The organism is Streptomyces sp. NPDC048002, assembly GCF_040653275.1.
Lineage (GTDB): Bacteria > Actinomycetota > Actinomycetes > Streptomycetales > Streptomycetaceae > Streptomyces.
On the sequence record NZ_JBEZNL010000016.1, the window covers coordinates 53,030 to 66,094 of the forward strand.

The 13,065-nt window shown below is 72.9% G+C and carries 11 protein-coding genes; 2 read left to right on the forward strand and 9 right to left on the reverse strand.

Annotation, left to right across the window (positions count from 1 at the left end; translation table 11 throughout):
• Positions 1–29: 29 nt before the first annotated feature.
• Together AB0E07_RS20735 and AB0E07_RS20740 are read right to left on the reverse strand one after the other, a co-directional pair.
• Positions 30–899 carry an endo alpha-1,4 polygalactosaminidase gene (locus AB0E07_RS20735; RefSeq protein ID WP_362253864.1) on the reverse strand — a complete coding sequence of 290 codons (870 nt, stop codon included), beginning with the start codon at positions 897–899 and terminating at the stop codon, positions 30–32.
• Positions 900–938: 39 nt separating this feature from the next.
• Positions 939–1,334 carry a helix-turn-helix domain-containing protein gene (locus AB0E07_RS20740; protein ID WP_362253867.1) on the reverse strand — a complete coding sequence of 132 codons (396 nt, stop codon included), beginning with the start codon at positions 1,332–1,334 and terminating at the stop codon, positions 939–941.
• Between the two features lie 98 nt (positions 1,335–1,432).
• Here AB0E07_RS20740 and AB0E07_RS20745 point away from each other — a divergent pair, with 98 nt between their 5' ends.
• Positions 1,433–1,840 carry a RidA family protein gene (locus tag AB0E07_RS20745; RefSeq protein ID WP_362253869.1) on the forward strand — a complete coding sequence of 136 codons (408 nt, stop codon included), beginning with the start codon at positions 1,433–1,435 and terminating at the stop codon, positions 1,838–1,840.
• A gap of 22 nt (positions 1,841–1,862) precedes the next feature.
• Here AB0E07_RS20745 and AB0E07_RS20750 read toward each other — a convergent pair whose 3' ends face one another.
• Together AB0E07_RS20750 and AB0E07_RS20755 are read right to left on the reverse strand one after the other, a co-directional pair.
• Positions 1,863–3,416, reverse strand: coding sequence for an acyl-CoA synthetase (locus AB0E07_RS20750; protein ID WP_362253872.1), 1,554 nt, complete (start codon positions 3,414–3,416; stop codon positions 1,863–1,865).
• Complete coding sequence (locus tag AB0E07_RS20755) at positions 3,413–4,522, reverse strand: nitronate monooxygenase (protein WP_362253874.1); 1,110 nt, start codon at positions 4,520–4,522, stop codon at positions 3,413–3,415. Before AB0E07_RS20755 ends, AB0E07_RS20750 begins: the two co-directional genes overlap by 4 nt.
• A 171-nt stretch (positions 4,523–4,693) precedes the next feature.
• Between AB0E07_RS20755 and AB0E07_RS20760 the strand changes: the two genes are divergently transcribed.
• The gene (locus AB0E07_RS20760; protein ID WP_362253877.1) at positions 4,694–6,457 is read left to right on the forward strand and encodes a serine hydrolase; all 1,764 of its coding nucleotides are present in this window, start codon (positions 4,694–4,696) and stop codon (positions 6,455–6,457) included.
• 91 nt (positions 6,458–6,548) lie between these two features.
• Here AB0E07_RS20760 and AB0E07_RS20765 read toward each other — a convergent pair whose 3' ends face one another.
• From AB0E07_RS20765 to AB0E07_RS20785, 5 genes are all read right to left on the reverse strand, one after another.
• Entirely contained in the window at positions 6,549–8,126 is a 1,578-nt protein-coding gene (locus tag AB0E07_RS20765) for an NAD(P)/FAD-dependent oxidoreductase (RefSeq protein ID WP_362253880.1), read from the reverse strand.
• Positions 8,127–8,211: 85 nt separating this feature from the next.
• A complete protein-coding gene (locus tag AB0E07_RS20770) occupies positions 8,212–10,479 on the reverse strand; it encodes a serine/threonine-protein kinase (RefSeq protein WP_362253883.1) in 2,268 nt (755 codons plus the stop codon).
• The gene (locus tag AB0E07_RS20775; protein WP_362253885.1) at positions 10,391–11,380 is read right to left on the reverse strand and encodes an oxygenase MpaB family protein; all 990 of its coding nucleotides are present in this window, start codon (positions 11,378–11,380) and stop codon (positions 10,391–10,393) included. The genes AB0E07_RS20770 and AB0E07_RS20775 overlap by 89 nt, the downstream gene beginning before the upstream one ends.
• Before the next feature lie 9 nt (positions 11,381–11,389).
• On the reverse strand, positions 11,390–12,568 hold the full coding sequence (locus AB0E07_RS20780; protein ID WP_362253887.1) for an acyl-CoA dehydrogenase family protein: 1,179 nt from the start codon (positions 12,566–12,568) through the stop codon (positions 11,390–11,392).
• A 104-nt stretch (positions 12,569–12,672) separates the two neighbouring features.
• On the reverse strand, positions 12,673–13,047 hold the full coding sequence (locus AB0E07_RS20785; RefSeq protein WP_362253891.1) for a ferredoxin: 375 nt from the start codon (positions 13,045–13,047) through the stop codon (positions 12,673–12,675).
• Positions 13,048–13,065: the final 18 nt, after the last annotated feature.

The following is a 13,065-nucleotide window of genomic DNA, read 5'->3' on the forward strand; positions in this document are numbered from 1 at the left end:
GGGGCGGCACCCGGTCGCGTCGGGTCGTGTCAGGTCGTGCCGCAGTCCTCGCGGTGGTAGCCCTTCGCGCCCTCCGCCACGAGGTCGAGGTCGCGGCGGACGACGCTCACCTTGTCGCCGAAGCCCTCGCAGGCCCGCTCCATGCCCCGGTCCGTGTACTCGATCACGAACATGGCGTCGCCGAACTCCGCGGCGTACGCGGCGCATTCGTCGTACTGCCCGCACTCCTCGACCACCGCGAAGTCGACGCCGACCTCCGCGCGGGCCGGGGCCAGTTCGGGGGTGTTCTTCTGGCCGATGGCCAGGCCCCGCTCATGGGCGTGGGTGGCGAGGAGGGTGAGGAAGGCCTTGGCGTCGTCCTCGGTCAGCATTCCGCGCGGGGCGCGGGCGAAGGTGTCGTAGTTGTCGGGTTCGACCGCCTGGAAGCCCTGCTCGGCGCAGTCGTCGATCCACTCGTACATCGTCTCGGCGATCCGCTCGCGCTTGGCCTCGGTGCCGACGTCCAGCATCGCCTCGCCCCAGTCCTCGTCCATCACGACCTCGCCGGAGGAGTCCCGCAGCAGCAGGTCGGCGTCCCAGTCGCGGGCCTCGCCGGGCTGGGCCTGGAAGCCGTTGATGTAGCAGATGTTGTACAGCCCCTCGGCGGGTTCCGCGGTGCGGTCGCGTGCCACGACGGAGACCCCCTCGGGCGGGTCGTAGGCACCGCCGAGCTGGTAGTCGAAACCGGCGCGTACGGGAGGCGGTGTCACCCGCCCACCGGCCGGCTTCTCGGACTCGGCCGGCTCCTCGGACCGCAGGACGGTGACCATCAGTGCGGTGACGACGGCGGCGAGCGCGATGACGACGGCCACCACCAGGGCCACGAGGGACGACCGCGCGGCGGATGCCCGGTTGTGCATAGGGAGAACTCCAGGTCTCGGGGCGGTGCGCGGGCCGGGTCAGGCGGAGTCGAAGCGGCCGCGGGCGGACTCGATGGCGCCCAGGTAGCGATGGGTCCAGTCGCACATGCCGTCGACCGTGGCCCGCAGGGCCCGGCCGGGCTCGGTGAGGGTGTACTCGACGCGGGGCGGAACGGTCGGGTGCACGGTCCGTTCGACCAGGCCGTTGCGCTCCAGCAGGCGCAGGTTCTGGGTGAGCATCTTATGACTGATGCCCTCGACCGCGTCGCGCAGTTCGGTGAAACGCAGGGTGCCGTCACCGATCGCCTCGATGATCAGCAACGCCCACTTGTTGGCGATGTCGGAGAAGATCTCCCGTGCCAGGGAGTCCGCCCGCGTCACATCGGCCTCGTCCTTCGCCGAGCCCGCGGATCCCTTGAGCTGCTTGGTCACCATGAGGTTCCCCAGTCACCGAAAAGTGCGTTCTTCCAGGTCAGCGTTAACTCTCCTATGGTTCCCGGGTAACCGCAAGAGAGTACGAGAAGGAGCGAGCCATGGCCGTCACCCTGTTGGATCCCGCGGGACTGCCCACGGTGGGCGTCTACAGGCAGGTGGCGATCGCGTCCGGCACGAGGACGGTCTTCGTCGCCGGTCAGGTCGCCTGGGGCGCGGACGGCGTCACGGTCGGCGAGGGCGATCTGGCCGCCCAGGTCGAGCGGGCGTACCTCAACGTCGGCACCGCGCTGACCGCCGCCGGGGCGTCCTTCGAGGACGTGACGAGGCTGACCTTCTACGCCGTCGACTGGACGCCCGAGAAGATGCCGCTGCTCCTGGAGGGCATCGACCGGGCGCGGGCCGCGCTCGGGGTCGCGCACGCGCCGCCCGCCACGCTGATCGGGGTGGCGGCGCTGGACGTCCCCGAACACCTGGTCGAGATCGAGGCGACCGCGGTCCTCGACTGAGCGGCACGGTCACCCGCCGCAGTCATACGGCCCGGGTGCGGCCCTCCCAGTACGGGTCGCGCAGCCGCCGCTTGTACAGCTTGCCGTTGGGGTCGCGGGGCATCTCGGCGACGAAGTCGACGCTCCGGGGCCGCTTGTAGCCGGCCAGCCGGTCGGCGCAGTGGCCGAGCAGTTCGGCGGCGAGCGCCGGGCCCGGCGGGTGGCCGGGGGCCGCTTCGACGACGGCCTTGACCTCCTCGCCCCACTCGTCGTGCGGCACGCCGAAGACGGCGGCGTCGGCGACGCCGGGATGGGCGAGGAGCGCGGACTCGATCTCGGCGGGGTAGATGTTCACCCCACCGGAGATGATCATGTCGATCTTGCGGTCGCGCAGGAACAGGTAGCCGTCCTCGTCGAGCAGTCCGAGGTCACCCACGGTGAAGAAGTCGCCGATGCGGTTCTTCCGCGTCTTGTGCTCGTCCTTGTGGTAGGCGAAGCCCCCGGTGGTCATCCTCATGTAGACGGTGCCGAGTTCGCCCGGCGGCAGCCGGTTGCCGTCGTCGTCGAAGACGGCCAGTTCGCTGATGGGCCACGCCCTGCCGACGGTGCCGGGCTTCTTCAGCCAGTCCTGCGCGGTCGCGAAGGCGCCGCCGCCCTCGCTGGCCGCGTAGTACTCCTCCACGCAGGGGCCCCACCAGTCGAGCATCGCCCGCTTCACATGGTCGGGGCAGGGGGCGGCGCCGTGGATGGCGTGCCGCAGGGAGGAGACGTCGTAGCGGGCCCGCACCTCGGGCGGGAGCGCCAGCAGGCGGTGGAACTGGGTGGGGACCATGTGGGTGTGGGTGCACCGGTGGGCGTCGATGAGGCGGAGCATCTCCTCGGGCGTCCACTTGTCCATCAGCACCAGCCGGTGGCCGATGTGCAGGGACGCGCCCGCGAACTGGAGCACGGCCGTGTGGTAGAGCGGCGAGCAGACCAGGTGCACGTTGTCGTCGTACGGCTTGATGCCGAAGATGCCGAGGAATCCGCCGAGGTACGACTCCTCGGGCAGCTTGCCGGGCAGGGGGCGGCGGATGCCGCGGGGGCGGCCGGTGGTGCCCGAGGTGTAGTTCATGACCCAGCCGAGGGTGCGGTCGTCGGGCGCCGACTCCGGTTGTCCGTCGAGGAGTTCGGCGTACGGCCGGAAGCCCTCGACGGTGCCGACGGCGTACCGGTGCGTGGCCGGGAGCCCCGCCTCGCCGGCCGCGGCGCGGGCGGGCCCGGCGTACCGTTCGTGCGCGACCAGCACCTTGGCGCCGGAGTCGGCGACGATCCAGCCGATCTCGGGTCCGACGAAGTGGTGGTTGACCGGCACCAGGTAGAACCCGGCCTGGGTGGCGGCGAGATAGGCGGCGAGCAGCTCGACGCCGTTGGGCAGGACGACGGCGAAGGCGTCCCCGCTCTCCAGGCCGGCGGCGCGCAGGCCGTGCACGAGGCGGTTGGCGGCACCGTGCAGCCGCCCGGCGCTCCAGATCTCGCCGTCCGGTGCGACGAGGACGGCGCGCTCGGGGTGCTCGGCCGCCTGGGCCCAGAAGCCCGGAGGGGGTGTGCTGGTCACTGGCCGCTCCTTCCGGCGATGCGGTTGATGCGGTCCACCGCCTGTTCGAAACCCCGGGTGAGGTCGTCGAAGACGGCTTGGACACTGCGTTCGCTGTTCATCCGGCCGACGATCTGGCCGACGGGCGTGCCGAGGAGCGGCTCCACCTCGTACTTCTGGATGCGGGAGACGGCCTCGGCGACGAGGAGCCCCTGGAGGGGCATGGGCAGGGTGCCGGGTCCGGCGGGGTCGTCCCAGCTGTCGGTCCACTCGGTGCGCAACTGGCGGGCGGGTTTGCCGGTCAGGGCGCGCGAGCGGACGGTGTCGCCGGACCCCGCGGCGAGGAGTTTGCGGGTCAGGGCCGTCGAGTGGAGGTCGGCCTCCGTGGTGGTGAGCCACAGCGAGCCCAGCCACACGCCCTGGGCGCCGAGGGCGAGGGCCGCGGCCACCTGCTGTCCGCTGCCGATACCGCCCGCCGCGAGGACGGGCAGCGGGCCGACGGCCTCGACCACCTCGGGGGTGAGCACCATGGAGGCGATCTCGCCGGTGTGGCCGCCGGCCTCGTAGCCCTGGGCCACGACGACGTCGATGCCCGCCTCCCGGTGCTTCTCCGCGTGCCGGGCGCTGCCCGCCAGGGCGGCGACCAGGACGTCCTGGTCGTGGGCGCGGGCCACGACGTCGGCGGGAGGTGAGCCGAGGGCGTTGGCGAGCAGCCGGATCGGATAGTCGAAGGCGACGTCGAGCTGGGTGCGGGCGACCTGCTCCATCCAGCCGGTGATCCGCCAGCCGGACGCCTCGCCCTCGGCGAGTTCGGGCACGCCGTACTTGGCGAGCGTCTCCCGGACGAACGCGCGGTGCCCCGCGGGAATCATCGCCTCGACATCGGCCTCGGTGACGCCCTCGACCTTCTTCGCGGGCATGACGACGTCCAGCCCGTAGGGCCTGCCGTCGGTGTGCGCCTGGACCCAGTCGAGGTCCCGTTTCAGCTCGTCGGTGGCGGTGTACCGGACCGCGCCGAGCACGCCGAATCCACCGGCCCGGCTGATGGCCGCGGCGACGGCGGGGAACGGTGTGAAGCCGAAGACGGCGTGCTCGATGCCGAGGCGCTTGCTCAACTCCGTCTGCATGGGCGCAGGATGCCGGACTCATCGGAAGGACGGAAGGGTTTTTCTGATGCACCGTCAGATTTATTGGGCGGCTGCGCCCGGTTGACACGACCCACTCCCTGACAGGAAAGTTTCAGCGCGCAAGGTGATCTCGGAAAGATACTTTCAGGCGGACTCGCGGGAGGTACCTCGATGACCGACAGCAGACGCGGCCCGAGCCGGCGCCAACTGGCCCGAGGAGCCCTGGCCCTGGGCGGCGCCCTGGCCCTGGCCCCCTTCCCGGCGGGCCCGGCGGCCGCGTCCTCCGGCCGCAGCACCCTCCGCCACGGATCGCCGGAACGGGCCGGCCTGCTCGCCGGTCACCTCCGCCAACTCGTCACCGACACTTCCGCGTTCCTCGGCCCCTCCCCCAAGTACCCGTGGTTCGCCGGGGCCGTCCTGCTGGCCGGCCGGGGCGGCACGGTGGCCCTGCACGAGCCGATCGGCATGGCGGTGCGCTACGCCTCGTACGACGAGAAGACCGACACCGGTGTGGAGTTCCCCGCCGGCGAGCAGATCCCGATGACCGCGGACACCGTCTTCGACCTCGCCTCGGTCTCCAAGCTGTTCACCTCGATCCTCGCCGTGCAGCAGATCGAACGCGGCGCGCTGGAGCTCCAGGCACCGGTCGCCTCCTACCTGCCGGAGTTCGGGGCGGCGGGCAAGGAGTCCATGACCGTACGTCAGCTGCTCACCCACACCTCGGGGTTCCGGGCCTGGATCCCGCTGTACAGCGCGCCGACGTACGAGGAGAAGCTGCGTCTCATCTGGAACGAGGCCCCGCTCAACCCGCCGGGCACCGAGTACCTCTACTCCGACCTCAACCTGATCTCGCTCCAGCTCGTCCTGGAACGGATCACCGGCCGCCGCCTGGACACCCTCCTGCGTGAGGAGATCACCGGCCCGCTCGGCATGGACCGCACCCGCTACAACCCGCCGGCCTCCTGGAAGCCCCGGATCGCCGCCACCGAGGACGCCCGAAAGCCCTGGTCGGGGCTGGACCGGGGGCTGGTGTGGGGCGAGGTGCACGACGAGAACGCGTTCAGCCTCGGCGGGGTCGCCGGGCACGCGGGCGTGTTCTCCTGCGCCTGGGACCTCGCGGTGCTCGGCCGGACCCTGCTCAACGGCGGTACGTACGGCCGGAAGCGGATCCTGACGCCCGAGTCGGTGGAGCTGATGTTCACCGACTTCAACACCGACTTCCCCGGCGACGAGCACGGACTGGGCTTCGAGCTCTACCAGCACTGGTACATGGGGGCCATGGCCACCCCGCGCACGGCCGGCCACACCGGGTTCACCGGCACCTCGCTGGTCCTCGACCCCAGCACCGACTCGTTCCTCGTGGTGCTCGGCAACTCGGTTCATCCGGTGCGCGGTTGGCGGTCAGGTTCCGCGCCCCGGGTGGCCGCCGCCAACCAGCTGGCGCGAGCCGTCCCGGTCCGGCCCCGGCACGGCCGCACCGCCTGGCACTCCGGCATGGCGAACTCCACCACGGCCACGCTCGGCCTCCCCGCGCTGGACACCTCGGCCGGCGGAGCGCGGCTGCGCTGCGACCTGTGGTGGGACACCGAGCCCGTCGCGGACTCCCTGGTGCTGGAGGCCAGCGCGGACGACGGCACGACCTGGCAGCCGGTGCCCTTCACCACGGCCGGGCGCGGCGGAGAACCGACGGAGCATCCCGCGGGGTCGGTCACCGGCTGGTCGGGGCGTACCTGGCACCGGCTGACGGCGGGCCTTCCGGCCGGCGGGCGGCTCCTGGTGCGCTGGCGGTACGCCACCGACCGCCTCTACGTCGGCCGCGGCGCCTATGTGGACGGGCTGCGCGTGGACAGCGGCCGCGAGGTGCTCTTCGACGAGGCCCGCCCGGCGGACGCGGCCCGGATCGCCGCGTCCGGCTGGGCCCTCTCGGAGGACTGAACGACCGGCGGTCCCGTCCGCGTACGCGCAGGGACCGCCCAGCCGCTCAGGTGCCGGAACGTCCGCGTACGCGCCGGTACCGCCGCACCGCTCAGGTGCCGGACCGCTCCAGCACCGCCATCGCCGCGTTGTGGCCCGGCACTCCGCTCACCCCGCCGCCCCGCACCGCGCCCGCCCCGCACAGCAGGACGTTGGGGCGTGCCGTCTCCACACCCCAGCGTCCGGTGCCGTCCTCCGCGTACGGCCAGGACAGGTCCCGGTGGAAGATGTTGCCGCCCGGCAGCCGCAGATCGCGCTCCAGGTCGAGCGGGCTCTTCGCCTCGATGCACGGCCGGCCCTCGGCGTCCGTCGCCAGACAGTCGGCGACCGGTTCCGCCAGATGGGCGTCGAGCTGGGCGATCGTGGACTTGAGCAGTTCCTCGCGCACCGCGTCGTTGTCCCGCTCGAAGAGCCGGGCGGGCGTGTGCAGTCCGAAGAGGGTGAGCGTCTGGTAGCCGCGCTCGACCAGCTCACGGCCGAGGATCGTCGGATCGGTCAGCGAGTGGCAGTAGATCTCCGAGGGCGGGGCGCCGGGCAGCTTCCCCGCGGCGGCCTCGGCGTGGGCGGTGGCCAGCTGCTCGTAGCCCTCGGCGATGTGGAAGGTCCCGGCGAACGCCTCGCGCGGGTCGACGGAGGTGTCGCGGAGCCTCGGCAGCCGCTTGAGCAGCATGTTCACCTTCAACTGTGCGCCCTCGGCGGGGTCGTCGACGGTGTCGCCGGTCAGGGCGGCCAGCTCCTGCGGGGAGGCGTTGACCAGGACGTGCCGGGCGGCGGCGACGCCCTCGCCGTCGGCCGTGCGGTAGGTGACCTCGGCGGTGGTCCCGTCGGTGTCGATGCGGACGGCCTCGTGGCCGGTGGCGATGACCGCGCCGGCCGTGCGGGCCGCGGCCGCGAGGGCGTCGGTGAGGGCGCCCATGCCGCCGACCGGCACGTCCCAGTCGCCCGTTCCGCCGCCGATGACGTGGTAGAGGAAGCAGCGGTTCTGCTTCAGGCTCGCGTCGTGGGCGTCGGCGAAGGTGCCGATCAGTCCGTCGGTGAGGACGACACCGCGCACCAGGTCGTCCTCGAACCGGTCCTCGACGGCGACCCCGATCGGCTCCTCGAACAGGATCCGCCACGCGTCCTCGTCGTCGACCCGGCGGCGCAGTTCCTCCCGGTCGGGGAGCGGCTCGGTGAGCGTGGGGAAGACCCGCTTGGCGACCTCACCGGTCAGTCCGTAGAACCGCTGCCAGGCCGCGTACTCGCGCTCGCCTCCGGTGAGCTTCGCGAACGCCTCCCGGGTGCGGCGGGTGCCCCCGCCGACCAGCAGCCCGGTGGCCCGTCCGTCCCGCTCGACGGGGGTGTACGAGGAGACCGTGCGGGTGCGCACCCGGAAGTCGAGGCCCAGGTCCCGCACGATCTTCTTGGGCAGCAGGCTGACCAGGTAGGAGTAGCGGGAGAGCCGTGCGTCGACGCCCGCGAAGGGGCGGGTGGAGATGGCCGCGCCGCCGGTGTGGTCGAGCCGCTCCAGCACCAGCACGGACCGCCCGGCCCGCGCCAGGTAGGCGGCGGCGACCAGTCCGTTGTGGCCGCCGCCGACGATGACGGCGTCGTACGCGCGATGTCCCGGGTGTCCCTCGTGTGCAGCCATGGTTCTTGGTAACACGGGATGATCTAGGTCGGCCAGGGCTGCGCGGCGATCAGGTCCGGACGGGCGCGCCCGTCCGGACGCGGGGTCACTGCCCGCCCGGCGCCGCCTGCTGCCGCAGGGCCGCGACCCTGCGGTACAGCTCGACCGCCTCGGCGGAGCGCCCGAGTTGCTCCAGGCAGTGGGCCTCGTCGTTGCGGCTGGCGAGGGCGTCGGGGTGGGTCGGGCCGAGGACGCGTTCGCGGGCGGCGGCCACCTTGCGGTACTCGGCGAGCGCGTCCGGCCAGCGGCCCAGCCAGCCGAGCCCGACCGCGACCTCCCGGCGGCTGACGAGGGTGTCGGGGTGGTCGGGGCCGAGGACGCGCTCGCGGATCGCGCACACGTCGCGGGACTCGGCGAGTGCCTCCTCCCAGCGGTTCAGCCGCCCGAGGTTGACGCCGAGGCCGTGGCGGGCGCGCAGGGTCTCGGGGTGGGTGGGGCCGTGCACGCGGGTGCGGTCGTCGATCAGCTCGCGGTACAGCTGGAGGGCCTCCGTGCTGCGCCCGAGGCGGCCCAGGCTGATCCCGACCTCGTAGCGGGTGGCGAGGGTGTCGGGGTGGTCGGGGCCCAGGGCGCGGGCGCGGGACTCGGCGACCTCCCGGTAGGTGCGCAGGGCGTCCGCCCAACGGCCCAGCTGTCCCTGTGCGTAGGCGACCTCGTAGCGGGTGACCAGGGTCTCCGGATGGTCGTGGCCGAGCACCCTGGCCCGGGCCGCCGCGACGTCGCGGGCCATGCGGTAGGAGTCCTCCAGACGGCCCAGCCGGCTGAGGTTGAAGGCCAGGTTGTGGCGGCAGCGCAGGGTGTCGGGGTGGTCGGCGCCCATGGAGCGCTCGCGGGCCGCGAGGACCGAGAGGTAGACCTGGTGGGCGTCGAAGTGGCGGCCCAACTGGCCGAGCACATAGGCCATTTCCTGGCGGGCGGCGAGGGTGTCGGGGTGGTCGGGGCCGAGCGCGAGGCTCCTGGCCCGGGTGACGTGCTTGTACTCGCGCAGGGCGTCGGCGGCGCGGCCGGTGCGGCTGAGGGTGACGGCGACCTCGAAGCGGCTGGCGAGGGTGTCGGGGTGGTCGGGACCCAGCAGGTGCTCGCGTTCGGCGGCGACCGCCCGGTGCACCTCCCCCGCCTCGGCCCAGCGGCCCAGCCGGCCGAGGCTGAGTCCCGCGTTGTGCCGGCCGGCCAGGGCGACGAGGGCGGCCGGGTCGGGGGCGGCCGGGGCCTCGGGTACGGGCGCCTCGGGACGTCCGGTGGCGGGGCGCGGGATCCACTCGCCGGTCAGCGCGGCCCCGGCGTCCGGCGGTGTGCCGCGCAGTCCGGCGCCGGTGGCCTTGTGGCCGGTGGTCATGCCCCGGGTCCAGGAGGGCATCCGGGGCTCGCGGCCGGGCGGTTCGGGGGTGCGCGGTCGCGGGGGCGACGGCTCGGGCGGGCGCAGTTCGGGGCGCGGGGTGACGACGGTGGGCACGTAGGTGGAGGTGCCGCGGCCCAGGCCGATTCTGCGGCCCACCTCGCGGGCGTCCTGCGGCCGGTCCTCGGGGCTCTTGGCCAGCAGGTCCAGGACGATCCGCTCCAGGTAGCCGGGGAGTTCGGCGCGGTGCTCCCGGGGCGGCCGGGGCGGGGTGTCGCGGTGTCCGACCAGGACCGCCCAGGCGTCGTCGAGGTCGAAGGGCGGGACGCCGGTGGCGATCTCGTAGAGCACGCAGCCCAGCGAGTACAGGTCGCTGCGCCGGTCGACCTCGGAGCCGCCGATCTGCTCCGGGGACATGTAGTGCGGGGTGCCCATGGCGATGCCGGTGCCGGTCAGCCGGGAGGTGAACCCGATGTCGGCGCCGAGCCGGGCGATCCCGAAGTCGCAGATCTTCACGGTTCCGTCGGTCAGCCGCACGATGTTCGCGGGTTTCAGGTCCCGGTGCACGATGCCCTGCTGGTGGGTGTAGGCGAGGGCCGCGGTGACCTGGTCGGCGATGTCGACGACGGCGGGCACGGGCAGTGGATGGTGCTTGTTGTCCTCCAGGAGCTGGCTGAGGTTGCGGCCGTCGAGGAGTTCCATGACGAGGTAGAGGACGCCGTCGGACTCGCCGAAGTCGTGCACGACGGTGACACCGCGGTGCTGGAGCGAGGCGGCCACCCGCGCCTCGCGGCGGAACCGTTCCCTCAGGACCCTGGTGAAGGACTGGTCGCGGTGCGGGCCGAGCGGTTTGAGGCACTTGACGGCGACATGGCGGCCGAGCGACTCGTCACGTGCCCGCCACACCTCGCCCATGCCGCCGCGCCCGATCAGGTCCAGCAGTCGGTACCGGCCCTGGACGAGTCCGCTGTCCTCCATCTCCCGCGCCCGCCCCCGTCGCTGTGGTCGCCCGCCCTGACTCGTCCAGTATGGCGAGGTCTCGTCCAAGTTTGTACGGTGCCGGGCGGGCGCCCGGCCCGAGCCGGGCCATGGCGCGCAGGATGTGCTTCGGCGGCAGCTGCCAGCGCAGCCGGTCGGGGACGGCGCGCAGCACCCGCCCGGTGGCGCGCAGCCGGCGGTCGACGGCGGCGGGCGCGGGGGCTGTTCTGCCGTACAGCTCGTGGGCGAAGGGCGGGAGGGCGTCGTAGGCGAGGTGCGCCACGTGCCGCCACAGCAGGGCGCGGGCCGGGACGAGCAGGGGGTGCGTCGGCGGGCGGCGCAGGAAGTCGTCCACCTCGCGCGCCTCGGCCCCGGCGGCGAGTTCGGGCCGCACCCGCTCGAAGTAGGCCGCGAGCCCGGCCCGATCGGCGGGTACGTCGGCGGGGTCGAGGCCCACCAGCCGCGCGCCGGCGCGCTGTTCGCGGACGTACCGGTCGGCCTCGGCGTCGCTGAGCCGGTATCCGGAGCGGCGCATGACGCTCAGATAGGAGTCGATCTCGGCGCAGTGCACCCACAGCAGCAGTTCCGGCTCGTCGACCCGGTACTCCTCACCGGTCCCGGGGTCGGTGGCGGTGAGCCGGGCGTGGATGCGCCGCACCCGGCGGCCCGCCTCCTCGGCGGCGTCGGTGGTGCCGTAGGTGATTGTGCCGACGAAACTCGCGGTGCGCAGCAGTCGGCCCCAGGCGTCGCGCCGGAAGTCGGAGTTCTGCGTGACACCGCGCACCGCGCGGGGATGCAGTGCCTGGAGGTACAGGGCGCGTACGCCGGCCACCCACATCATGGGGTCGCCGTGCATCTGCCAAGTGACCGAGTTCGGGGTGAACAGCCCGGGATCGCCCATGGGGGCAGGTTAACGCCGTACGCGCGGCATCCCCAGCCCTGTCCAGGAGATGATCTCCCGCTGGATCTCGTTGTTGCCGCCGCCGAAGGTGAAGATGACGGCGGAGCGGTAGCCGCGTTCCAGTTCGCCGTGGAGGACGGCGCCGGCGGAGCCCTCCTTGAGCGCTGCGGGCGCGGCGACGATCTCCATCAGCCAGGCGTAGGCGTCCCGGCGGGCCTCGGAGCCGTAGACCTTGACGGCGGAGGCGTCCTGCGGGGTGAGGGTTCCGTCCTGGACGGCCTGCACCATCTGCCAGTTGAGGAGTTTCAGGGCGTCGAGGCGGACATGGGTCCGGGCGAGCCTGCGGCGGACCCAGGGCAGGTCGATGACGCGGCGGCCGTCGGCGAGCTTGGTCTCGCCGGCCCAGCGCTGGACGTCGTGCAGGGCGCGGACGGCCATGGTGCCGTGGGCGGCGAGGGTGACCCGCTCGTGGTTGAGCTGGTTGGTGATCAGCCGCCAGCCCAGGTTCTCGGGGCCGACGCGCCGGGAGACCGGGACCCGGACGTTCTCGTAGTAGCTGGCGGTGGTGTCGTGTCCGGCGAGGGTGTTGATCAGGGTGCAGGAGTAGCCGGGGTCGCTGGTGGGGACGAGCAGCATGGTGATGCCCTTGTGCGCCGGGGCGGCGGGGTCGGTGCGCACCGCGAGCCAGACCCAGTCGGCGGTGTCGCCGTTGGTCGTCCAGATCTTCTGCCCGTTGACGACGTAGTCGTCGCCGTCGCGTACCGCCCGGGTGCGCAGGGCGGCGAGGTCGGTGCCCGCGTCGGGCTCGCTGTAGCCGATCGCGAAGTCGATCTCGCCGGAGAGGATCCGTGGCAGGAAGTACGCCTTCTGCTCGTCGGTGCCGAACCGCATGATCGTCGGGCCGACCGTGTTGAGCGCCATCAGCGGCAGCGGGACGCCCGCCTGGGCGGCCTCGTCGAAGAAGATGAACTGCTCCATCGCGGTCAGGCCGTGGCCGCCGTACTCCTTCGGCCAGCCCATGCCGAGCCGGCCGTCCGCGCCGAGCCGCCGGATCGTCTCGCGGTAGAAGCGCTTCTGCTCGGCCGGGTCGGCGTGGCGGGCGCGGGCCGTGTCCGGCACCAGTTCGGCGAAGTAGGCGCGCAGTTCGGTGCGCAGCCGCTGCTGCTCGGGGGTGTGGTCCAGATGCACGGCGCCTCCAGGTCTCCCTCGGCCGGTCCTGACGGCGCACACGGTAGAACCTGTTGCAGAAATTGGGAAGGCCGAAGGCGTCCCCCGCTCCCCCGGGCGTCGTCTCAGTCCAGGGCGGCCAGGAGGTCCGTGCAGGCCTGGGCGGCCTCCCGGCAGGCCTTCGCGCCGTCCTCCGCGCCCAGCCGGCCGTCGAAGACCTGGGCGCACTCCAGGCACACCGCGCGACACCACTCCAACTGGACGCGGATGGTGTCCTCGTCCATGAGGGCCTGGTCGGACAGGACGCGGCAGGTGGCGTCGCACACCTCGGCGCACATGATCCCCTTGCGCCGGAGGAGTTCCTCCTGCTCCGAGCCGTCGGGGGAGGCCTGGGCCGCGCGCACCGCGCAGGCGCGCGCGCACTCGGTGCACGCCTGCGCGCACGCGAAGCGGTCCTCCAGGTACCGGAAGAGCTGCTGCTGCGAAGTCGTCGTGGTCACTCCGTGCGGGTTGCCGGG

Bases quoted from the DNA above. Each gene is read 5' to 3' on its own strand.
- AB0E07_RS20745 (WP_362253869.1), top strand. From the start codon at position 1,433: ATGGCCGTCACCCTGTTGGATCCCGCGGGACTGCCCACGGTGGGCGTC.
- AB0E07_RS20735 (WP_362253864.1), bottom strand. From the start codon at position 899: ATGCACAACCGGGCATCCGCCGCGCGGTCGTCCCTCGTGGCCCTGGTG.
- AB0E07_RS20740 (WP_362253867.1), bottom strand. From the start codon at position 1,334: ATGGTGACCAAGCAGCTCAAGGGATCCGCGGGCTCGGCGAAGGACGAG.
- AB0E07_RS20775 (WP_362253885.1), bottom strand. From the start codon at position 11,380: ATGGGCGATCCCGGGCTGTTCACCCCGAACTCGGTCACTTGGCAGATG.
- AB0E07_RS20770 (WP_362253883.1), bottom strand. From the start codon at position 10,479: ATGGAGGACAGCGGACTCGTCCAGGGCCGGTACCGACTGCTGGACCTG.
- AB0E07_RS20755 (WP_362253874.1), bottom strand. From the start codon at position 4,522: ATGCAGACGGAGTTGAGCAAGCGCCTCGGCATCGAGCACGCCGTCTTC.
- AB0E07_RS20765 (WP_362253880.1), bottom strand. From the start codon at position 8,126: ATGGCTGCACACGAGGGACACCCGGGACATCGCGCGTACGACGCCGTC.
- AB0E07_RS20760 (WP_362253877.1), top strand. From the start codon at position 4,694: ATGACCGACAGCAGACGCGGCCCGAGCCGGCGCCAACTGGCCCGAGGA.